18 protein-coding genes are annotated in these 20,245 nt (G+C 68.5%); 6 read left to right on the top strand and 12 right to left on the bottom strand.

Translation table 11 applies throughout. From position 1 onward, the window contains the following. The first annotated feature begins 61 nt into the window (after nucleotides 1-61). The 5 genes from ccoG (at nucleotide 62) to U6958_RS24860 (ending at nucleotide 5,538) form a co-directional block, all read left to right on the top strand. The gene (ccoG, locus tag U6958_RS24880) at nucleotides 62-1,531 is read left to right on the top strand and encodes a cytochrome c oxidase accessory protein CcoG (protein ID WP_074923110.1); all 1,470 of its coding nucleotides are present in this window, start codon (nucleotides 62-64) and stop codon (nucleotides 1,529-1,531) included. A 297-nt stretch (nucleotides 1,532-1,828) separates the two neighbouring features. After that, on the top strand, nucleotides 1,829-2,212 hold the full coding sequence (locus U6958_RS24875) for a type II toxin-antitoxin system RelE/ParE family toxin (protein ID WP_047218629.1): 384 nt from the start codon (nucleotides 1,829-1,831) through the stop codon (nucleotides 2,210-2,212). Further along, entirely contained in the window at nucleotides 2,196-2,498 is a 303-nt protein-coding gene (locus tag U6958_RS24870; RefSeq protein WP_016450218.1) for a DNA-binding transcriptional regulator, read from the top strand. Before U6958_RS24875 ends, U6958_RS24870 begins: the two co-directional genes overlap by 17 nt. Before the next feature lie 117 nt (nucleotides 2,499-2,615). Continuing rightward, nucleotides 2,616-4,463, top strand: a complete 1,848-nt coding sequence (locus U6958_RS24865) for a dihydroxy-acid dehydratase (protein WP_074923111.1) — start codon at nucleotides 2,616-2,618, stop codon at nucleotides 4,461-4,463. 82 nt (nucleotides 4,464-4,545) lie between these two features. Beyond that, nucleotides 4,546-5,538, top strand: coding sequence for a Bug family tripartite tricarboxylate transporter substrate binding protein (locus tag U6958_RS24860; RefSeq protein ID WP_012204371.1), 993 nt, complete (start codon nucleotides 4,546-4,548; stop codon nucleotides 5,536-5,538). Between the two features lie 238 nt (nucleotides 5,539-5,776). Here the strand turns inward: U6958_RS24860 and U6958_RS24855 are convergent, their stop codons facing one another. The 5 genes from U6958_RS24855 to U6958_RS24835 form a co-directional block, all read right to left on the bottom strand. Next, nucleotides 5,777-7,954 carry a TonB-dependent siderophore receptor gene (locus U6958_RS24855; protein ID WP_074923112.1) on the bottom strand — a complete coding sequence of 726 codons (2,178 nt, stop codon included), beginning with the start codon at nucleotides 7,952-7,954 and terminating at the stop codon, nucleotides 5,777-5,779. A gap of 248 nt (nucleotides 7,955-8,202) precedes the next feature. Continuing rightward, complete coding sequence (locus tag U6958_RS24850; RefSeq protein WP_016450445.1) at nucleotides 8,203-9,648, bottom strand: PLP-dependent aminotransferase family protein; 1,446 nt, start codon at nucleotides 9,646-9,648, stop codon at nucleotides 8,203-8,205. Between the two features lie 25 nt (nucleotides 9,649-9,673). Beyond that, the gene (locus tag U6958_RS24845) at nucleotides 9,674-10,546 is read right to left on the bottom strand and encodes a plasmid replication/partition related protein (protein WP_074923126.1); all 873 of its coding nucleotides are present in this window, start codon (nucleotides 10,544-10,546) and stop codon (nucleotides 9,674-9,676) included. 112 nt (nucleotides 10,547-10,658) lie between these two features. Further along, on the bottom strand, nucleotides 10,659-12,047 hold the full coding sequence (gene yegQ, locus U6958_RS24840; RefSeq protein ID WP_016453913.1) for a tRNA 5-hydroxyuridine modification protein YegQ: 1,389 nt from the start codon (nucleotides 12,045-12,047) through the stop codon (nucleotides 10,659-10,661). A 21-nt stretch (nucleotides 12,048-12,068) separates the two neighbouring features. Beyond that, nucleotides 12,069-12,980: a LysR family transcriptional regulator gene (locus tag U6958_RS24835; RefSeq protein ID WP_016450448.1), complete on the bottom strand. Its 912-nt coding sequence runs from the start codon at nucleotides 12,978-12,980 to the stop codon at nucleotides 12,069-12,071. Nucleotides 12,981-13,125: 145 nt separating this feature from the next. Here U6958_RS24835 and U6958_RS24830 point away from each other — a divergent pair, with 145 nt between their 5' ends. Further along, a complete protein-coding gene (locus U6958_RS24830) occupies nucleotides 13,126-13,905 on the top strand; it encodes a sulfite exporter TauE/SafE family protein (RefSeq protein ID WP_074923127.1) in 780 nt (259 codons plus the stop codon). 10 nt (nucleotides 13,906-13,915) lie between these two features. On the opposite strand, the gene prfH is transcribed toward U6958_RS24830, so the two are convergent. From prfH to U6958_RS24795, 7 genes are all read right to left on the bottom strand, one after another. Further along, nucleotides 13,916-14,515 carry a peptide chain release factor H gene (prfH, locus tag U6958_RS24825; RefSeq protein ID WP_074923113.1) on the bottom strand — a complete coding sequence of 200 codons (600 nt, stop codon included), beginning with the start codon at nucleotides 14,513-14,515 and terminating at the stop codon, nucleotides 13,916-13,918. Beyond that, complete coding sequence (locus U6958_RS24820) at nucleotides 14,506-15,792, bottom strand: RNA ligase RtcB family protein (RefSeq protein WP_083393641.1); 1,287 nt, start codon at nucleotides 15,790-15,792, stop codon at nucleotides 14,506-14,508. Before U6958_RS24820 ends, prfH begins: the two co-directional genes overlap by 10 nt. 399 nt (nucleotides 15,793-16,191) lie before the next feature. Beyond that, nucleotides 16,192-17,343, bottom strand: a complete 1,152-nt coding sequence (gene tolA, locus U6958_RS24815) for a cell envelope integrity protein TolA (RefSeq protein WP_016453908.1) — start codon at nucleotides 17,341-17,343, stop codon at nucleotides 16,192-16,194. A gap of 24 nt (nucleotides 17,344-17,367) precedes the next feature. After that, a complete protein-coding gene (locus U6958_RS24810) occupies nucleotides 17,368-17,793 on the bottom strand; it encodes a biopolymer transporter ExbD (RefSeq protein ID WP_016453907.1) in 426 nt (141 codons plus the stop codon). A 30-nt stretch (nucleotides 17,794-17,823) separates the two neighbouring features. Further along, entirely contained in the window at nucleotides 17,824-18,528 is a 705-nt protein-coding gene (gene tolQ / locus U6958_RS24805) for a protein TolQ (RefSeq protein ID WP_016450454.1), read from the bottom strand. After that, complete coding sequence (ybgC, locus tag U6958_RS24800; protein WP_016450455.1) at nucleotides 18,525-18,941, bottom strand: tol-pal system-associated acyl-CoA thioesterase; 417 nt, start codon at nucleotides 18,939-18,941, stop codon at nucleotides 18,525-18,527. Before ybgC ends, tolQ begins: the two co-directional genes overlap by 4 nt. Before the next feature lie 12 nt (nucleotides 18,942-18,953). Next, nucleotides 18,954-20,138 carry a pyridoxal phosphate-dependent aminotransferase gene (locus tag U6958_RS24795; RefSeq protein WP_074923114.1) on the bottom strand — a complete coding sequence of 395 codons (1,185 nt, stop codon included), beginning with the start codon at nucleotides 20,136-20,138 and terminating at the stop codon, nucleotides 18,954-18,956. Nucleotides 20,139-20,245 lie beyond the last annotated feature (107 nt).

Raw genomic sequence — 20,245 nt, 5'->3', positions numbered from 1 at the left:
GTCCCCGGCAATTCATGACAAGCCCGCATCAAGGGCGCACCGGCCGGGGCGAAGGCCCCGCATGTCAGAACGACCGAAACCGCTTCCCGATGAAACCGCCGCAGCCCCCCGGCCGCGGCCCGCGCAGCGCAAGGTGATTCCCATCGCCGACGCCAGCGCGGATTCCCCGCTGTTCGAGTCACGCCGCAAGATCCAGCCGCGCTCCATCTCGGGGCGCTTCGCCAACTGGCGCTGGGCCATGGTCTGGCTCACGCAGCTGTTCTTCTACGGCATACCCTGGCTGCAGATCCACGGCCGGCAGGCCCTGCTGTTCGACCTGGAGCAGCGGCGCTTCTACATCTTCGGCTGGCTGCTGTATCCGCAGGATTTCATCTACCTGGCCGTGCTGCTCATCGTCTCGGCACTGGCGCTGTTCCTGTTCACCACGGTGGCGGGGAGGCTGTGGTGCGGATTTTCCTGCCCGCAGACGGTCTACACCGAGCTGTTCATGTGGGTGGAGCGCCGGCTGGAGGGCGACCGCAGCGCACGCCTGCGCCTGGATGCCAGCGGCTGGGGTCCGGAGAAGATCGCGCGGCGTGGCGGCAAGCATGCGCTGTGGCTGCTGATTGCGCTGTGGACGGGGCTGACCTTCGTGGGCTACTTCGTGCCCATCCGCAGCCTGCTGCCCGAGGTGCTGGCGCTGACCGGCGCGTGGCAGATCTTCTGGGTGCTGTTCTATGCGCTGGCCACCTACGGCAACGCGGGCTTCCTGCGCGAGCAGGTCTGCAAGCACATGTGCCCCTATGCGCGCTTCCAGAGCGCCATGTTCGACAAGGACACCCTGGTCGTCACCTACGACGCCGCACGCGGGGAATCGCGCGGCCCGCGCCACAAGGGCGTGGACTACCGGGCCCAGGGCCTGGGCGACTGCATCGACTGCACGCTGTGCGTGCAGGTCTGCCCGGTTGGCATCGACATACGCGACGGCCTGCAGTACGAATGCATCGGCTGCGGCCTGTGCATCGACGCCTGCAACAGCGTCATGGACCGCATGCACTACCCGCGCGGGCTGATCCGCCTGTCCACGCAGAACGGCGTGGCCCGGGGCTGGCGCCAGAGCGAGCTGGTGCGCCGCATCTTCCGCCCGCGCGTGCTCATCTACGGCACGGCGCTGGTGGCCATCTCCACGGCCATGGTGGCCAGCCTGGCGCTGCGCACGCCGCTGAAGGTGGACGTGGTGCGCGACCGGGGCACGCTGTCGCGCATCGTGGCCGGCGGCAAGATCGAGAACATCTACCGCGTGCAGATCGGCAATGCCACGGAGCAGGACCAGCGCTATGTGCTGTCGGCCTCGGGCATCGAAGGCCTGCGCGTGGCTTCGGAGACCGAGGTGGACGTGGGCGCGGCCCAGGACCGCTGGGTCGTGGTGCGGCTGCAGGCGCCCTATGGCGCGGCCGGCCCTGGCTCGCACGGCGTGGAGATCACGGCCACGGCGGTAGGGGACCCGGCGCTTTCCAAGCAGGCGCACAGCACGTTCCTGGTGCCGCGCTGAAGGGCCCGTTGGATGGATTGATTCAGGAGTACAGCGCAGTTGTTGTGCACGATGCCTGGTCCGCTGCAGCGCGGGCTGGCATCGGTTTTGAGGCCCCGGAAGTTTGTTCCGGGGCCTTTTTTTATCGTGTCTTCCCGACAAGGCGGACAAGCGGGCTGGCAGTCAGGCCAAGGAGAAACGACAGGGGCTTGAATGAGGCAGGCACGAGGCAGCACTTCAAATTCGCAGGCTCTACCCTGTGGTGATATGTATGAAGGTGAAATACATACCCGTAACGGGTATAGTTGGGAGGCTGGCATGGCGCGCGTTCTCAAACGCAAGGACTTTTCCCGATGGCAGGCGAGCGAGAAACTGCCCGATACCGCGCTGTGCAAGGCGGTCAGGGAGATGGAAAGAGGGCTGATCGACGCGGACCTGGGGGGCTTTCTCTACAAGAAGCGGGTGGCGCGTCCAGGCGCGGGCAAGAGTGGGGGTTATCGAACGCTGTTGTCGGCACGAATCGGCAACCGATACTTCTTCCTGCATGGTTTCACCAAGAACGACAAGGCGAACATCACACAGGAAGAACAGAGGGCTTTGAGGTTTGCAGGCAAGCTGTTTCTGGACCTGTCCACCCAGGCCTTGTCGGCGGCCTTGCAGTCAGGCGTTTTGTTGGAGGTGCATTGTGAGCAAGATCATTGAATCCCTGCGCGGCGATCTGGCTGCGCTGTACGAAGCGGGCGCCATCGACAAGGTGACGATGCGCGAGTTCGACGCGATCTGTCCTCCCCCGGTGCGGGAGTTCGAGGCGGCCGACATCAAACAGCTGCGCGAGACTTTGAAGTTCAGCCAACCGGTGTTTGCGCTGCATTTGCACACCACGGCTTCCACGGTGCGCAAATGGGAGCAGGGCGAAACCCGTCCCGCCGGACCGGCGCTCAAGCTGCTCAACGTCATCGCCGACAAAGGCCTTCAGGCCATCCTCTAAGCCGGGGCGACACAAGGGTGGTATGCGGGCGACTCCCGGGCGACACGATCTGGTGTAAATGCTCATAGGGAAATCCGCAGACCCCGCTATGGTGGGCGGCTGTTTTCCGTCCCGCGTATGAACAAGAAACCTGCCTCCCCCGACAACGTCTTTTCCGAGTCCAGCGCCTCCGCATCGCTGGCCGCCTCCACCACCACAACCAGCACCACTGGCAGCAGCCCGGCAGCGGCCACGCCCACGCCCTTTCGCTCCGCCCTGATCCGCTCCGGCACCATCCGTGCCACCACGCGCAGCTTCCTGCATGCCCTGGGCCAGGACGACGAAGACGTGGAGCGCCCGCACATCGGCGTGTTCCACACGGGCGGGGAGATGAGCCCCTGCAACCTCAACCTGCGCGACCAGGCCCAGCATGCCAAGACCGGCATCTATGCCGGGGGCGGTACGCCGCATGAATGCCCGGTGGTGTCGGTCAGCGACGGGCTGACCATGGCGCATTCAGGCATGCGGTTTTCGCTGGTCTCGCGCGAGCTGATCGCCGACAGCGTGGAGGCTTCGGTGCGCGGCCACCAGTGGGATGGCATCTTCGCCATCGGCGCCTGCGACAAGAACCTGCCGGGCCTGATGATGGGCATGGTGCGCTGCAATGTGCCCAGCGTCTTCGTGCATGGCGGCTCGGCCCTGCCGGGGCAGGCGCCCGGCGTGCACGGGCGCGACCTGAACGTGGTCGATACCTACGAGACCATCGGCCAGGTGCTGGCCGGCACCGCCACGGCGCAGGACCTGGAGGCCATGAGCCGCGCCTGCCTGCCCACGGCCGGCGCCTGCGCTGGCCAGTTCACGGCCAACACCATGGGCATGGTGAGCGAGGCGCTGGGCCTGGCGCCCATCGGCTCCAGCATGGTGCCCGCCGTGTTCAGCGAGCGCGCACCGCTGATGCGCCGCGCCGCGCGCCAGCTCATGCAGGCCGTGTGGGCCAGCGCCGAAGGCGGCGGCCCGCTGCCGCGCGACATCATCACGCGCCGGGCGCTGGAGAATGCCTGCGCCGTGGTCAGCGCCACGGGCGGATCGACCAATGCCGCCCTGCACCTGCCGGCCATCGCGCACGAGGCCGGCATCCGCTTCCACCTGGACGACGTGGCCGAGATCTTCGCGCGCACGCCGCTGATCGCCGACCTGCGCCCCGGCGGGCGCTTCCTGGCGCGCGACGTGTACTACATCGGCGGTGCCGGCGTGATCCTGCGCACGCTGATGGAGCAGGGCTTTGTCCACGGCGATGCGCTCACCTTCACGGGCCGCACCCTGGCCGAAGAACTGGCCGATGCCGCGCCGCCCGATGGCGAGGTGGTGCGCACGCCCGGCAACCCCATCACGCGCGACGGTGGCCTGACCGTGCTCAAGGGCAACCTCTGCCCCGATGGCGCGTTGCTGAAGACGGCCGGCCTCAAGACCCTGGTGCACCGGGGCCCCGCGCGCGTCTTCGAGTCCGAGGAACAGGCCCAGGCCGCCGTGCAGGCCATGCAGTACGCGGCCGGCGATGTCATCGTCATCCGCAACGAAGGCCCGCGCGGCAGCCCCGGCATGCGCGAGATGCTGGGCATCACCGCGCTGCTGTATGGCCAGGGCATGGGCGACAAGGTGGCCCTGCTGACCGATGGACGCTTCTCTGGTGCCACGCGCGGCCTGTGCATCGGCTACGCAGGCCCCGAGGCCGCCGACAACGGCCCCATTGCCGCGCTGCGCGACGGCGACCTCATCGCCATCGACGCCCGCGCCGATGCGCGCAGCATCACGGTGGAAATCGGCGAGGCCGAACTGGCCACACGTCTGGAACAATCAGCCGCCGCGCGCCGCCAGATGCCGCCGCTGGGCGGCGTGCTGGAAAAATACGCGCTCACCGTGCGCCCGGCCCACCAGGGAGCGGTCACGCATTCGGGCCAGGTGGTCTGGCTGCGCGACGACAGTTGAAGCCGCCGGGCTGGCACGCATTTCCCCCGCTGTTCCCCCACTGTTTTTTTTCAGAGTTTCAATTTCAACCGGAGACATACGCATGAACATTGACCGCCGCCAATGGCTGGGCACCGCTGGAGCGGGTGCGCTGCTGGCCAGCCTGGGCCAGCAGGCCTGGGCGCAGGCCCAGGGCCCCATCGAGACCCTGAACATCATCACCGGCTTCGCGGCCGGAGGCACCTCGGACGCCATCTGCCGCCGCGTGGGCACCAAGCTGTCGGGCTATGCCAAGACCGCCGTGGTGGAAAACCGCACCGGCGCGGGCGGGCAGATCGCCATCAGCTACGTCAAGGGCCGGCCCGCAGACGGCGCCACCTTGCTGCAGACGCCCACGTCCATGCTGTCCATCTACCCGCACATCTACAAGAAGCTGCCCTATGACCCGGTGGCCGACCTGGCGCCAGTCACCGTGGGCTGCATCTTCGACTTCGGCTTTGCCGTCGGCCCCGCCGTGCCCGCCAGCGTGACCACCGTGCCCGAATTCTTCGCCTGGGCCAAGGCCAACCCCGCAGGCGCCAACTTCGGCTCGCCCGCTCCCGGCTCCACGCCGCACTTCATCGGCGCCCTGCTGGGCCAGCATGCCGGCGTGGACTTCAAGCACGCCGGCTACCGCGGCACCCAGCCGGCGCTGCTGGACATGCTGGGCGGCAACGTCTCCGCCGTCTGCGGCCCCGTGGGCGACATGCTGCAGCACCTGGCCGGCGGCAAGATGCGCATCCTGGGCGTCAGCGGCGCCAAGCGCAGCCGCTTCGCCCCCCAGGTCCCCACGCTGGTGGAGCAGGGCTACAAGGACATGGCGCACAGCGAATGGTTCGCCTTCTTCGTGCCCGCCAAGACCCCCGCCGAGACCGTGCAGCGCCTGAACGGCCACATGCGCAAGGCCCTTGCCACGCCCGACGTGGTGGACAGCCTGGCCACCTTCGGCCTGGACGCCCAATCCTCCACCCCCGCCGAACTGGCCGCGCTGCTGCAGTCCGAACTCGCCAAATGGGGCCCCATCGTCAAGCGCGTGGGATTCACAGCAGAGGGCTAAAAAGAACAAAATGGGCCGAGCGAAGCGACGGCCCGCTCCATGCCCACCCCCCACTCCCCGTATGTCAGCGCAGGTTGCCCGCAGCGAAGCGGAGGGTCGCGGACATTCGGGTCGCCTGCTTTGATCTGACCTTTCTTGGCGAATCAAGAAAGGTCAGTCGGCCGCCGGGCCGAGACCCGGCCTCAGAAAAATACCACCCGGCAGGGACCAAAAAGTTCAGGCCCCTGCAATAGCAGCCTCAGAACGGCAACGTCCCCTGCACATACAACGTCCGAGGCATCCCCACATACTTGCCCCCGTTGTTGTCCGTAGACCGCGTGTAGTACCTGCGATCAAACAGATTCTTGACCCCCACGGCCACCCGCAGATTGCCCAGCGACTTGCCAAAGTCATAGCCCGCACGCAGGCCCACGGTCGCAAACCCGGGAATATCGCCCAGCCGCCCCGCAGCATCTTCCTGCGTCACATACTGCGTGCCCGACCCCGGAGAGCGCTGCTTCGATTGCGCGGCCAGGTCCGCATTCAGCGTCCACTGCCCCAGCGCATAGCGCGCCCACAGCTGGCCCGTGTGGCGCGAGTACAGCGGCAGGTCGCGCCCCGCGAAATCGCCGGCGCGCGAGACGGCCTCGGTATAGGTATAGGACACACCCGCCGTCAGCCCCTTGAGCGCGGCATTCCACTGGCCCAGGTCGTAGCGCAGCAAGGACTCGATGCCGCGGTGGCGCGTGGCGCCCAGGTCGGTCCAGATGCCGTCCACGCCCACGCGGGTCAGCAGCAGTTCCTTGTCGAAGTCGATGTTGAACAGCGTCAGCTCGGCGTTCAGCGCCGGGCTGTTGTAGTGCGTGCCCACCTCATAGGTCTTGGCCGATTCGGGATGCAGGCCGCGCTCGGTCTGGGCCAGCTGCGCATACTGCTGCGGTCCGAAGGACTTGCCCGCGTTGGCGAACAGCGACCACTGCGCATTCATGCGGTAGAGCACGGACAGCGTGGGCAGGAGCTCGCGTGCCTCGGCCTTGGGGAACAGCTGGCTGGTGACGGTGCTGCCGTCGGCGCCCAGGTTGCTGACGTTGTTGAACGAGTTGATGCGTTCGTAGCGCACGCCGGGGGTGATGGTCCAGTTGCCGATGTCGATGCGGTCATCGATGTAGAAGGCATGGGCCGTGGTGCCGCCCTGGCTGGTCTGGTAGGGCGTGATCGGCAGGGCCATGGCGTTGGCCATGGTGGCGGGGTTGTAGTAGGCGGTGCGCAGCGCGACCTCGGAACTGCTTTCCTTGAGGTAGCGGTAGCCCACGCTGACTTCCTGCACCACGGAGCCGGTCTCGAACAGGCGCGAGTAGCGCGGCTCGATGCCGAAGTAGTGGTAGCTGCGCGGCGCGGCCGTCAGGCGGCGCTGGTTGGCGTTGTCCTGCTCGATGTGGCTGCCGCGGAACGAGTCCACGTAGTAGCCCAGCACCTCGAAGTTGTTGCGCCCGTCCTTGTGGTTGTACTTGAACGAGGCATCGGTGCGGCGGCCGTCGAAGCTGTCGTAGGAGCGCGTGGACTGGAACGGGTCGGCCGCGTACTGCGCCGTGGTCAGGCCGCCGGGCATGCGGCCCGAGCCCTCGAAGTGGTGCAGCGAGACGGCGATGTCGTCCTGGGCCGAGATGCGGTAGGCGCCCTTGAGCAGGATGTCGTCGATATCGGTCTTGTCATTGCCTGCGCGCCATCCGTCGCCATGCGTGCCCGAGTACAGCAGTGCCAGGCCCAGGCCGGATTCGTTGGTGCCGCCCACGAACAGGCTGGGCGTGGTCTTGGCATTGCCGCCGTGGCTGTAGATCTCGGTGCCTACCGAGGCCTCGGCCGCGAAGGTCTTGGGAATGGCGCGCGTGACGAAGTTGATGATGCCGCCCACGTTCTGGGGGCCGTAGCGCACCGAGCCCGCGCCGCGGATCACGTCCACCGACTCCAGGTTGCCCAGCGACACGGGCGCCAGCGACAGCTGGGGCTGGCCGTAGGGCGCGTAGGAGACGGGCACGCCGTCCATCAGCACATACGAGCGCGGCGACAGGCGTGCCGTCAGGCCGCGCACGCCGATGTTCAGCGACACATCGCTGCCGCCCGTGCCGTTGCTGTCCTGCACCTGCACGCCGGGCACCAGGCGCAGCACGTCGCGCAGGCTGGAGGAGCCGGTTTCCTCGATGCGCGCCCGTTCGACGATGGTGCGCGCGCCGGCATGGTCCAGCACCTTTTCCTCGGTGGGGTTGTCCAGCCAGTTGCCCGTGACGGTGATGGTGGACAGGCCGGCCTCGGGTGCGGTGGTGGTGGTGGTGGTGGTGGTGGTGGATGGTGCCTGTGCCGACGCCTGCAGCGACAGCAGGGCGGCGGCGACAGCGGCCGCGCAGCGTGTGAGCGTGGCGCAGTGATTGCTGGAAACCATGGAAAACTTCCTTTGTGCCTCTGGGAATGGTGCAGCGCTGAAGGGTCGGCTGGCAGGCTGCAGGACGCGTGGCGGCGGGCGAGGCGGAAGCAGGAGACAAGGACCGGTCAGCATGCATGGCGGCAATGCCGGTTCGGTGCGCGAGTCTAAATGAGAATCATCCAGCCGGCACCAGGCTGGCAGCAGCTGCGCGGGGTCGCGTTGCCCGGGCGCTACAGCGCAGCAGGTGCCTCCAGCGCAGCGGGCGCTTACCCTGCTGCTTTTGCTGCGGGAAGGGACTGCATTGCGCGGGCCAGCTCGCCCAGCGTGGCCAGGGCCTGCCCGGTCTCGTCGCTCCAGTCATGGCCGTAGTTCAGCCGCAGGCAATGGCCGAAGGCCTGCGAGGCCGAGAAGATCGGCCCCGGCGCCACGCTGATGCCGCGCGCCAGCGCTGCGCGGTGCAGGGCCAGCGCATCGCAGTACGGCGGCAGCTCTATCCACATGAAGTAGCCGCCCTCGGGCCGCGTGGCCCGCGTGCCTTGCGGAAAGTGGCGGGCAATGGCCGATGCCATGTGGTCCCGCTGCAGGGCCAGGCTCTGGCGCAGGCGGCGCAGGTGACGGTCCACGCCACCGCTTTCCAGGTAGTCGGCCAGCGCCTGCTGGCTGGGGGCATTGGTGGCCAGCGTGGTGGTGAGCTTTTGCCGCGCCACGGCGCGCGTGAAGCGGCCCGGAGCGGTCCAGCCCACGCGCCAGCCGGGCGCCAGGCACTTGGAGAAAGAGGCGCAGTGCAGCACCCAGCCCTCGGTGTCGAAGGCCTTGGCCGGTGGCGGGCGGTGTTCGCCAAAGTACAGCTCGCCGTAGACATCGTCCTCGATCAGCGGCAACTGGTGGCGCGTGGCCAGTTCCACCAGGGCCTTCTTGCGCGCCTCGGGCATCAGGCTGCCCAGCGGATTCTGGAAGCTGGTCATCAACCAGATGGCCTGGGGCCGGTGACGCTGCACGGCGGTCTCCAGCGCGGCCAGGTCCATGCCTTCGCCGGGATGCGTGGGCACCTCTATGGCGGACAGCCCCATGCGCTCCAGAGCCTGCAGCGCGCCATAGAAGCAGGGCGATTCGATGACCACGGCGCCACCGGGCCGCGTGACGGCGGCCAGACACAGGTTCAGTGCCTCCAGCGCGCCATTGGTGATGACCAGGTCGGACGGTGACAGTGCCAGACCGTCGGCCAGGTAGCGCCGCGCGATCTGGCGTCGCAATGCCATGCTGCCGGGCGTGAGGTCATCGAGGGCGCTGCGCGGATCGGCCTGGCGCGCGGCGCGGGCCAGGGCCTGGCCCAGGCGCTGCAGCGGGAACAGGCGCGGCGAGGGAAAGGCCGAGCCCAGCGGCACGACATCGCGGTCCATGGACGATTCCAGAACCTCGAACACCCGCTCGCTCACATCGACCACGGCAAAGCGCTCGCCCGGGGGGGCCGACAGCTGCGTGGGCTCGGGCGGGGCGCTGTGCGGCCGCGCCGCGACGAAGTAGCCCGAGCGCTCGCGCGCGCGCACCAGGCCGCGTGCCTCCAGCAGGTAGTAGGCCTGGAACACCGTGGAGGCGCTGACGCCGCGCCGCTCGCTGGTGTGACGCACGGAGGGCAGCTTGTCGCCCGCGCGCAGCACGCCTGCGGCGATGGAGGCCTCGATATCGTCGGCCAGTTCCTGGTAGCGCGTCATGCCTGGGGAGGTCGCGGCCCGGGGATCAGCCCTGTTCGGCCAGCAGTTCCTGCAAGGCCTTGATCTGCTGGCGCAGGCGCTCGTTCTCGGCTTCAAGTTCGTTCACGCGCTGCTGCAGTTCCTCGGGCGAGGCGGTCACGGCCGCACCTTCGCCGTCGGCAGCGTCGGCTTCGGGCTTGGCGGCCTTGGGCTTTTTCTTCGCATCGCGCACGCGCTTGGCGGCCTGCTTGAGTTCGTCGGCGCCGGCGGCGGCCACGGCCTGCTGCTCATCCACGGGCAGGCTGGCGACCACGGCGGCGGTGCTCAGCGAGATGTCGCCCGAGCGCACGGCGGCCACCACTTCGGGCGCGGCCTTTTGCTGGATGGTCTCGATCAGCTTGACCTGGCTGCTGGACAGGCGGGCCACGCGGGCCAGGGCCTCGCGCGTGTCCAGGGCCTCATCGGGCACCTTGGCCACGCTGGCCAGGGCGGCGGCGACCACGGGGTCGGTCTCGCCTTCCCAGGGCGCTTCGCCTTCGGGCTGGGCCGGCGCCTCGGCCTTGGCCGCCATCACGGCGGCGGCAGCGGCCGAGCGGCGGGCCGCAATGATCTCGCGCTTGCGCAGCGCCAGCACGCCGCGCTGGAAGTCGGACACGCTGCGGCGGCCCAGGTGCTGGTCGATCATCCACAGGTGCACGTCGTCCATGTTCTTGAACTGCGTGGCCTGGAGGGTGTTGAAGGGCAGGCCGTGCTTTTGGCAGATGGCGTAGCGGTTGTGGCCGTCAATGAGCAGGTCGTTCCAGAGCACGAGCGCATCGCGGCAGCCCTCGGCCAGGATGCTGCGCTCCAGCGCGTCGAGTTCATCGGGGGTCAGCGGGTCGATGTAGGCCTTGAGTTCTTCGTTGACGACGATGTCCATGGCAGTGCAGAAATGAGGAATGAAAGAAAAAGGCGCCCGCTCCAGGCCATTGCGGCAATGGACCTGGACGGCCGCCAAGAAGAAAAACTGGAAGCAGGGGCGAAGCCCGCCCTCAGAGCAGGCGCGAGATCAGCGCGCCTTCAGCCGGGCCTTCCAGGGGGATGCGCACGCGCACCGGGTTGCCCTGGGCCACCTGCACGGGCTCGCCGTCGAGGTTGAACATCTTCTCCAGCAGCACCTGGCGGTTGCCCTGGGGGTGGATGATCTCCAGCGTGTCGCCCACCGAGAAGCGGTTCTTGGTCTCCACCTCCGCCATGCCGTCGGCATAGCTGCGCACTTCGCCCACGAAGTGGCTGCGCTGCAGCACCGAGTGGCCGGTCTCGTAGTTCTGGTAGTCCTGCGAGGGACGGCGCTCCAGCAGGCCGCCCGTGTAGCCCCGGTTGGCCAGGCCTTCGAGCTCGGTGATCAGGTGGGGGTTGAAGGGGCGGCCGGCCACGGCATCGTCGATGGCGCGGCGGTAGACCTGGGCCGTGCGGGCCACGTAGTACAGGCTCTTGGTGCGGCCCTCGATCTTGAGCGAGTCCACGCCGATCTTCACCAGGCGCTCCACATGCTCCACGGCGCGCAGGTCCTTGGAGTTCATGATGTAGGTGCCGTGCTCGTCTTCCATGATGGGCATCAGCTCGCCGGGGCGGCCCTTTTCCTCCAGCAGGTAGACTTGCTCGGCCTTGGGGTGGCGCGCGCCGTCGCCGCAGGTGCTGGTGAACTGGCTGTCGGCCTCCTCGCGGGCCTTCTCGAAGCTGAAGTCCTGCTCCATGGTCTGGGCCAGGGCCTCGCCGGTATTGGGATCAACGGCCGCGTCATGCGTCTTGTAGTCCCAGCGGCAGGCATTGGTGCAGGTGCCCTGGTTGGGATCGCGCCGGTTGAAGTAGCCCGACAGCAGGCAGCGGCCCGAGTAGGCGATGCACAGCGCGCCGTGCACGAAGACCTCGATCTCCATGTCCGGGCATTCCTGGCGGATCTTCTCGATCTCGTCCAGCGACAGCTCGCGCGACAGGATGATGCGCGAGACGCCGGCCTTCTGCCAGAACTTCACCGTGGCCCAGTTGGTGGTGTTGGCCTGCACCGAGAGATGGACCTCGGTCTCGGGCCACTTTTCCTTGACCATCATGATCAGGCCGGGGTCGGCCATGATCAGCGCGTCGGGCTTGCACTCGATCACGGGCTCGATGTCGCGGATATAGGTGCGCACCTTGTCGTTGTGGGCGATCAGGTTGCTGGTGACGAAGAATTTCTTGCCCCGCGCATGCGCCTCGGAGATGCCCTGGGCGATCTGTTCGAGGCGGAATTCGTTGTTGCGTGCGCGCAGGCTGTAGCGGGGTTGCCCGGCGTAGATGGCGTCGGCGCCAAAGTCGTAGGCCGCGCGCATCTTGTCGAGCGAGCCGGCCGGCAGCAGCAGTTCGGGGGCTTTGAGGGTCATGATCCCCGTATTGTCCTGCATAGCGCTTTCCAACATGGTTCGCTAAGGCTCAGGCGAGCCAAGCCCTTGCAGATGCTCCAGCAACTGCCTGGCATGGGCGGGCAACTGGTCTTCCCGGACGGTGCACAGCAGCAGCTGGCGCCGGGCCCAGGCATCGCTCAAGGGCACGGCGCGGGCGCCGCTGGCCGGGGCCAGGCGCTGCGCGGCTGCCGCCGGCATGACGGCCACGCCCACGCCCTGGCCCACCAGCTGGCAGATGCTGTCCAGGTGCTGCAGCTGGGCGCGCCAGCGCAACTGCCCTTCCGACGGCCCCCCCAGCAAGGCGGCCTGCTGGCGCACCAGCATCTGCAGGGCGGCATCGTGCGGCAGGCCCACCCAGTCTTCGGCCAGCAGCTCCTGCAAGGCCAGGCGCGTGCGCCGGGCCAGGCGGTGGCCGCGCGGCAGCACGGCCACCAGCGGGTCGGGGCGCCAGGGCGTGGCCTGCAGGCCGGTGGTGTCCTGCGCATCGCTGGCCACGCCGATGTCGCACAGGCCCTGGCGCAGCCGGTCCAGCACTTCGGCGCTGCCGCATTCCTGCAGCTCCAGCGCCACGCGCGGGTGGCTGCGCAGAAAGCCCGCCACGGCCAGGGGCAGGTGCTCGCCCACGGCCGAGGTGTTGCCGCAGACGCGCACATGGCCGGCCAGCCCCGCGCCGTATTCGGCCATGTCGCCGCGCAGGCGCTGCATCTGGGCCAGCACGCTGCGCGCATGCTGGCCCAGCGTGTGGCCGGCCGCCGTGGGCCGCACGCCGCGCGCCTGGCGCGCGAGCAGGGCGCAACCCAGTTGCGCCTCCATGCCGCGCACGCGCTCGCTGGCCGAGGCCAGGGTCATGTGCGAGCGCCCGGCCGCCGCAGTGAGCGTGCCGCAGTCGAGGATATGGACGAACAGCTGCAGGTCGGTGAGGTCGAATCGCATGGCCTGTGGTGCTGAAGGATCAGGCCATGCCTGAGCCTTGGTTTGAAGATTCCCGATTGTGATCCCTTTGTTGGTGCACGAGCATGGCGCCATGAGGTTCAGGAAGGGCCTGAGCCAAGTCGGTGGAAAGTGCAGGGTGGCCGTGATGTGGGATGCGTGGTGGGTGCTGGCGGCGGCGGTGGCCGTGTTCGGGCTGGCCGGTGTCGTCAAGGGGGTGGTGGGCCTGGGCCTGCCCACGGTGTCCATGGCGCTGCTGGCGCTGTTCATGCCGGCCGGGCAGGCGGCGGCCTGGCTGCTGCTGCCGTCCCTGGTGACCAATGTGGTGCAGATGCGGCCCCTGCCATCGCTGCGGCCGCTGCTGCGGCGCCTGGGCTGGATGCAGCTGGGCATTGTCGCGGGCACGGTGGGCGGCATGCTGTGGTGGGGCCCGGTGGGCGAGGCCGCCGTGGCGCGCACGGCGCTGGGCGTGGCCCTGGTTGTGTATGCCCTGTGGGGCCTGTGGGGCCTGTGGGGGCCGGGCCTGCAGTTGCCGCAGAGGCATCAGGCCTGGCTGGGCCTGTTGTGTGGTCTGCTGACGGGCGGGATCACGGCGCTGACCGGCGTGTTCGTGGTGCCGGCCGTGGCCTTTTTGCAATCGCTGGCGCTGGGCCGGCAGGCGCTGATGCAGGCCATGGGCCTGTGCTTCACGGTGTCCACGCTGGCGCTGGGCGCGGGCATGGCGCTGGCGCAGGGGCCGGGCCATGCCGCTTCGTCCTGGACGGGGTGGGGTGCCACAGCCCTGGTTTCCGCGCTGATGCTGCTGCCCGCCCTGGCCGGCATGGCCTGGGGCGAGCGGCTGCGCCAGTCGCTGTCGCCCCAGGTCTTCAAGCGCGTGCTGATGCTGGGCCTGCTGGCCCTGGGCATCTACATGTGCGCCCGGGGCTAGCCCCGGGCGTTCAGGCGCGGAACACCTTCACGGGGCTGCCGCGCTCCACCTCCCAGTGCTGCTGGCTGCGCGTGCGCCGGGCCTGGCCCTCGCCCTGCGCGTTGAGGCGCGCCAGCTTCAGGGCCAGCAGCTCGCGCGCCAGCCGCTTGTTGGCGTGCTGGCTACGCTCGCTCATGACCTTCACCGAGATCCCGCTGGGCACATGCAGGGCATGGACGGCGGAGTCCGTGGTGTTGACATGCTGGCCGCCCTTGCCCGAGGCCTTGCAGGCCTGGAAGACGATTTCGCCGTCTGCCGGCAATTGCCGGGGCGGCTCGCACTTCTGCACGGCAACAAACCAGTTCCTGCGCGGGTGATGGGGCCGCAGGGGACTGTCGAAGACCCACTGGATGGTGCCCAGCCAGGCGCCCAGCGTGCCGTGGAGCAGGCCGGTGTCGCCCTCGCAGCGCAGCAGCACGGACTTGTAGCCGGCCGGCGTGGGCGTTTCTTCCAGCACGTCCACGGTGATGCCGCTGGCGGCGCAGTCGCGCAGCAGCTCGCGCAGGGTCAGGCGCACGGCATGCTCGCACTCGGCGGGGCCGTGGGATGCGGTCAGCTGGATCAGCAGCATTGCATGGCTCCCTTCTTGTAGGTCAGCAGGGGGCGCAGCCGCGCCACCAGCTGCACCAGGCCGGCTTCCTGCAGGCTGGCGACGACGGAGTCCACGTCCTTGTAGGCCTGGGGGGCCTCCTCGTAGACCAGTTCGCGGTCGGCGCAGACCACGGCGCTGCCGAATTTTGTGCGCAGCAGTTCGTCCAGCGTGAAGCGCGGGCGTAGGCGGCCCATGCAATCGGTGCGTGCCCACTTGCGGCCCGCGCCGTGCGCCAGCGAGTGCAGTGCCTCGTCACGCCCGGCCACGGGCCGCACAAGGTAGCTGTAGTCGCCGCGCGAACCCGGGATCACCACCAGACCCTGGTCGGCCGGCGTGGCGCCCTTGCGGTGCAAAAAGCCGTCTTCTCCGCGCCAGTGGTGGGCGATCACGTGGTTGTGGGTGATGTCCAGCAGGGCCTGGCCGCGCGTGCGCAGGGCGCGCAGCAGGCGTGCCGCAATGCTGGCGCGGTTCAGTTGGGCGAAGGCGATGGCGGCCGCGTGCTGGCGCAGGTACTGCGTGGCGTCATCGCTGCTGGCGGCCAGGCCGTCGTGGCTGAAGGCCTCCACATGGGCGCGCAGGATGGCGCCGCCCAGCCCGCGCGAGCCGCTGTGCACCATGAGGTGCACGCGTTTCCTGTCGAGCGCGCCGTCCTCGTACAGCGTGTCCACCACCTGCAGTTCGGCAAAGTGGTTGCCGCCGCCAATGGTGCCCAGGCTGTCCTGCAGATACGCCAGGTCGGCCACGCCGCTGGCCTGGGCGATGTGCTCCAGCTGCTGCATGTCCACGGCGTCCAGCAGTTCCTGGGGCAGGGGGCCGTCGATGTTGCCCACCGCCTTTTCCAGCTTGGGGGCCGAGGTCTTGTGCGCCGCCAGCTCCGTGCTGTACAGCGACATGCCGCAGCCGATGTCGCCGCCGACCAGGGCAGGGTAGAAGCGGCCCACGGAAAAGAAGGCCGCCCCTACCGGATAGCCCCGGCCCGGGTGCAGGTCGGGCAGGCCCACGGCTGCGCGCATGCCGGCCAGGTTGCGGGCCGTCGTTTGAAGTTGTTGGATGGCGGCGTCTTCAATCCAGACGCCGCGGTTGGCGAACACCTGAAGATGGATGTCCGGCCCCCCTGAGTCGCTGCGCGCCTTCCCCCCTCTCGCTTCGCGGGGGGAGACGACACCCTCGGTGCGGGGCGGCCCTTCCTCGGTGTCTCTGGCTTGAGTGATTGCGGGTGCCGCGTTTGCGCCACGGAATACTATGGAATTGCCCATGAATGGCTTTCGATCGAGTGCTTGGGGCACATTCCGGCAGATGCGGAATGCGCAATGGGCAGTCGCCGCAAGCTCGATGGACAGGCATCAGGAAAAGCGCACGCGCAGCCGAAAGCCGGGCCTCTTGCGGGGCCGGGAATCAGGTCTGCAGCGTGGCCTGGAGGCGCTAGGGCTTCAAGCGTGCACGACTGCAAAGGGACGTGTCGAATGGGACATGGGTTCTCTCCTTTGCGATGGTGGACGGGTGCCGCGAATGCGGCAAAGACGGGGATGCTAGGGACAAGCGGCCGGTGCCGCAAGCGAAGTCGCAGGCGCGTGGCGGATTGCATACAAAGCAAGATGGAAAAAGCCCCGCAGGCAGGTACCGGCGGGGCTTTTTGATGAAGGGCCTGTGCCCGTTCAGTCCTGCGGGCGGAATCCGATGACCAGGTCCGAAGGCACGCGGCCATCGATGTCGCGCGGCAGCGTCTCGGTCTTTTGCAGCGCGCGGATGACGGCGTCGTCCCAGGCCTTGTTGCCGCTGGACTTGGCGATGGTGGCGCCGGTGATGGTGCCATCGGGTGCGGTGCGCACGCGCACCTCGGCCCGCGGGTTGCCGCTGATGGCGTCCGGGTAGACGATGTTGGGCTTGACGCGCGCGGCCACCTTGGCGCCATAGCCGGCCGAGGGGCCTCCGGCGGAGCTGCCCGAGCCGCCGCTCTTGCTGCCACCGGCGCCTTCGCCGGCCGAGCCGCCGCTGCCGGCCAGGCCCTGCATGCGGCGGATGTTCTCCAGGCGGCGTGCCTCGGCTTCCTTGGCCTCGCGCGCTTCCTTGGCGGCCTGTTCCTTCTTGCGCTTGTCCTCGGCGGCCTTCTTCTCGGCTTCTGCCTTGGCGGCCTTTTCGGCCTTTTCTTTCTCCGCCTTCTCGGCTTTCTCGCGCTCGGCCTTGTCCTTGGCAGCTTTTTCCTTGTCCGCCTTTTCCTTTTCGGCCTTGTCCTTCTTTTGCTGCTCCAGGCGTTCCTTGCGGTCCTGCTCGGCCTTGTCCTTTTTCTGCTGCTCGAGCTTGTCGCGGCGGTCCTTCTCGGCTTTTTCCGCCTTCTCGCGCTCGGCCTTGTCCTTGGCCGCCTTCTCGGCCTTTTCCTTGTCCAGGCGCTCCTGGCGTTCCTTTTCGCGCTGCTCGCGGGCGGCCTGTTCGGCGCGCTCCTTCTTTTGCTGCTCGATCTTGCGCTTCTTCTCCAGCGCGATCTCGGCCTCGCGGTCGTCGTCCACGGCCTGCGGCTTGGGAGGTGGGGGCGGTGCAATCACGGGCGCGGGCGGCGGCGGTGGCGGCTGGGGAACGGGCTCGGGCGCAGGTGGCGGGGGAGGCGCGGGCACGGGCAGGGCAGGGGCCGGCGCGGCCGTGGACCAGAACTCGGCCTCGACCATGGGCTCGTCGGCCTGCTTCGGGGGGCGCACGGTCCACAGCATGGCGGCCACGAGCAGCCCGTGCGCGGCCACGGCCATGGCCCACGAACGGGTGCGGCCGCGCGTGCGCGGCGGTGCGAACTGGTCGTGGTCTTGCAGGTTGGGCATGGAGTCGAAGGCGGGCGGCGCTGCTTACTGGGAGGACTTGACGCCGAAGGCCACGCGCTTGACGCCGGCCGATTGCAGGGCCGACATGGCGGCCATCACGGTCTCGAAGGGCAGCTTCTTGTCGGCCGAGATCAGCACGGCGCTGTCGTCGCTTTGCTGGTCCTGCCAGCTCCTGGCGACCGCGCCCAGTTCCTGGATCGTGACGGTCTTGTCGGTGCTGCCGGCCTTGATGCGGATGCCGCCGTCCTTGTCGATCATCACGTCGGCGCGCTTCGGGGGCGTGCGCGCGGCCTTGCCGGCACTGGGCACGTTGATGGAGCCCGGCGTGAGCATGGGCGCTGTCACCATGAAGATGATGAGCAGCACCAGCATCACGTCGATGAAGGGCACCATGTTGATCTCGTTGACGGTGCGGCGGCTGCGGCCGCCGCGCGAGGCTACTGCGGGCATGTGCTCACTCCTTGCAAACTGTGCGCGACTTCAATGGCCGGACGGGGTGCTGGAGCCGGTCGCACCCACGTTGCGCTGCAGGATGTTGGAGAACTCTTCGATGAAGGTTTCCTGCTGGCTGGCCACGCGGTCGATCTGGTGGGCGTAGCGGTTGTAGGCCGTGACGGCCGGGATGGCGGCGAACAGGCCCATGGCCGTGGCCACCAGCGCCTCGGCAATGCCGGGGGCCACGGTGGCCAGCGTGATCTGCTCCATGTTGGCAAAGCCGGTGAAGGCGTGCATCACGCCCCAGACGGTGCCGAACAGGCCCACGTAGGGAGAGACCGAGCCCACGGTGCCCAGGAAGGACAGGCCCGATTCGACCTCGTCCATCTCGCGCTGGAAGCTGGCGCGCATGGCGCGGCGCGTGCCGTCCATCAATTGGTTCACATCGGCGATGCGGCGCTCGCGCAGCTTTTGGTACTCGCGCATGCCGCTGGCGAAGATGCGTTCCATGGGGCCGCCCTGCTTGGCGTGGTGGGCCGCCGAGGCATAGAGGTCGTTGAGGCTGGTGCCCGACCAGAAGTCCTGCTCGAAGCCGTCGTTGAGCGTGCGCACGCGCTTCAAGGTCTGCGACTTGCGGAAGATGGTGGCCCAGCTGGCCACCGAGGCGCCCACAAGGATCAGCATGACCAGCTGCACGACCCAGCTGGCCTGCAGCACGAGGCTGAGTATGGACATGTCATGGGAGTTCATGAGAGTTGCTCCAGGATGCGGTTCGGAATTCTTGCGGGGCGCATGGTCGAGCCATCCACCCATCCAATGCGGATCGTGCCTTCGCACAACAGGGGCGGCGGCGCATTGCCATCGCCGGCGGATGCCAGCAGCGCCTGCTGGCGTATTGTCAGCGAAGCGCGGCCACTGCTTTGCAGCTCGGCGGTAACAAGGAGTTGGTCATCCAGCCGGGCCGCCCGCAGGTATTGCAGCTGGGCCTGGGTTACGACAAACATGCCGCCCGTTTGTTCCCGCAGCTGCTGCTGGCCTATGCCCAGGGCGCGCAGCCACTCGGTGCGGGCGCGCTCGAAGAACTTGAGGTAGTTGGCGTAGAACACGATGCCTCCGGCATCGGTGTCCTCCCAGTAGACGCGGATGGGAAATTCGAAGGCCATGTGCGGCGGGCCTCAGGCCAGCAGGCGCTGCAGGCGGCGCACGGCCTCCTGCAGCTGTTCCATGGAGTTGGCCGTCGAAAAGCGCACGAAGTCGGCGGTCTCGCACGTGCCGAAGTCGCGGCCCGGCGTGATGGCCAGGTGGGCGCGCTCCATGACGGCGTAGGCAAAGTCCCAACTGCCCTGGACGCCGAGCTTGGCGGCAGCGGCACGGCAGTCGGCCCAGGCGTAGAAGGCGCCGTCGGGCTGCACGGGCACGGGCAGGCCCAGGGCCTCGAGAGCGGGGATGAAGAAGTCGCGCCGGGCCTTGAATTCGGCGCGGCGGCGTTCGTACTCGGCAATGGACTCGGGCTCGAAGCAGGCCAGGGCGGCGCGCTGCGAGACGGTGCTGGCGCAGATGAAGAGGTTCTGCGCCACGCGCTCGACCACGGGCACCATGGCCTCGGGCACCACCATCCAGCCCAGGCGCCAGCCCGTCATGTTGAAGTACTTGCTGAAGCTGTTGATGCTGATCACGTCCTCGCCCAGCGCCAGCGCGGTCTGGCCGAAAGCCGCATCGTACGAAAGGCCCAGGTAGATCTCGTCGATGATGGTCAGCCCGCCCCTGGCGCGCACCACGTCAAGGATGCGGCGCAGCTCGGCCGGCGCAATCGAGGTGCCGGTGGGGTTGGAGGGTGAGGCCAGCAGCACGCCGCGCGTGTGCGCGTTCCAGGCGGCCTCGACCTTGTCGGCGCTCAGCTGGTAGCGCTCGGCTGCCGTGGTCGGCACCATCACGGCCCGGCCTTCGGCTGCGCTCACGAAGTGGCGGTTGCAGGGATAGCTGGGGTCGGGCATGAGGATTTCGTCGCCCGCGTCGATGGTCGCCAGGCAGGCCAGCTGCAGCGCGGCCGAGGCGCCGGCCGTGACCACGATGCGCCGCGCCGGCACATCCACGCCGAAGCGCTGCGCATACCAGTGGCTGATGCGCTCGCGCAGCTGGGGCAGGCCCAGGGCCGGCGTGTACTGCGTGGCGCCGTCCTGCACGGCACGGGCCGCAGCCTCCTGCACCAGCGGGGGCGCGGTGAAGTCGGGCTCGCCGATGTTCAGGAAGATCATCGGCGTGTCGCTGTCCGCGCAGCCGCGCGCCATCTCCTGCGCCGCCTTGGCGATCTCCATCACGTAAAAGGGCTCAATGCGGTCGGCGCGGGTCGAAAACTTCATGACGGGTGAAATCCTGAAAGAGGCGCCCGCGCCCGGCAGGCGCGGGCGGGCCAGGGACGGACGGATGCGGCGGGGCCTGTGCCCCGGTGGATGCAGGCGCGTGGCAG

The organism is Delftia lacustris, assembly GCF_040267515.1.
Classification (GTDB): domain Bacteria; phylum Pseudomonadota; class Gammaproteobacteria; order Burkholderiales; family Burkholderiaceae_C; genus Comamonas; species Comamonas tsuruhatensis.
This window is presented reverse-complemented; position numbering and strand designations above follow the sequence as displayed.

What these genes read in the sequence shown, in the direction of transcription:
- ccoG (WP_074923110.1), top strand. Translation starts at nt 62, where the DNA reads ATGTCAGAACGACCGAAACCGCTTCCCGATGAAACCGCCGCAGCCCCC.
- U6958_RS24875 (WP_047218629.1), top strand. Translation starts at nt 1,829, where the DNA reads ATGGCGCGCGTTCTCAAACGCAAGGACTTTTCCCGATGGCAGGCGAGC.
- U6958_RS24865 (WP_074923111.1), top strand. Translation starts at nt 2,616, where the DNA reads ATGAACAAGAAACCTGCCTCCCCCGACAACGTCTTTTCCGAGTCCAGC.
- U6958_RS24860 (WP_012204371.1), top strand. Translation starts at nt 4,546, where the DNA reads ATGAACATTGACCGCCGCCAATGGCTGGGCACCGCTGGAGCGGGTGCG.
- U6958_RS24855 (WP_074923112.1), bottom strand. Translation starts at nt 7,954, where the DNA reads ATGGTTTCCAGCAATCACTGCGCCACGCTCACACGCTGCGCGGCCGCT.
- U6958_RS24850 (WP_016450445.1), bottom strand. Translation starts at nt 9,648, where the DNA reads ATGACGCGCTACCAGGAACTGGCCGACGATATCGAGGCCTCCATCGCC.
- U6958_RS24845 (WP_074923126.1), bottom strand. Translation starts at nt 10,546, where the DNA reads ATGGACATCGTCGTCAACGAAGAACTCAAGGCCTACATCGACCCGCTG.
- yegQ (WP_016453913.1), bottom strand. Translation starts at nt 12,047, where the DNA reads ATGCAGGACAATACGGGGATCATGACCCTCAAAGCCCCCGAACTGCTG.
- U6958_RS24835 (WP_016450448.1), bottom strand. Translation starts at nt 12,980, where the DNA reads ATGCGATTCGACCTCACCGACCTGCAGCTGTTCGTCCATATCCTCGAC.
- U6958_RS24830 (WP_074923127.1), top strand. Translation starts at nt 13,126, where the DNA reads ATGTGGGATGCGTGGTGGGTGCTGGCGGCGGCGGTGGCCGTGTTCGGG.
- prfH (WP_074923113.1), bottom strand. Translation starts at nt 14,515, where the DNA reads ATGCTGCTGATCCAGCTGACCGCATCCCACGGCCCCGCCGAGTGCGAG.
- U6958_RS24820 (WP_083393641.1), bottom strand. Translation starts at nt 15,792, where the DNA reads ATGGGCAATTCCATAGTATTCCGTGGCGCAAACGCGGCACCCGCAATC.
- tolA (WP_016453908.1), bottom strand. Translation starts at nt 17,343, where the DNA reads ATGCCCAACCTGCAAGACCACGACCAGTTCGCACCGCCGCGCACGCGC.
- U6958_RS24810 (WP_016453907.1), bottom strand. Translation starts at nt 17,793, where the DNA reads ATGCCCGCAGTAGCCTCGCGCGGCGGCCGCAGCCGCCGCACCGTCAAC.
- tolQ (WP_016450454.1), bottom strand. Translation starts at nt 18,528, where the DNA reads ATGAACTCCCATGACATGTCCATACTCAGCCTCGTGCTGCAGGCCAGC.
- ybgC (WP_016450455.1), bottom strand. Translation starts at nt 18,941, where the DNA reads ATGGCCTTCGAATTTCCCATCCGCGTCTACTGGGAGGACACCGATGCC.
- U6958_RS24795 (WP_074923114.1), bottom strand. Translation starts at nt 20,138, where the DNA reads ATGAAGTTTTCGACCCGCGCCGACCGCATTGAGCCCTTTTACGTGATG.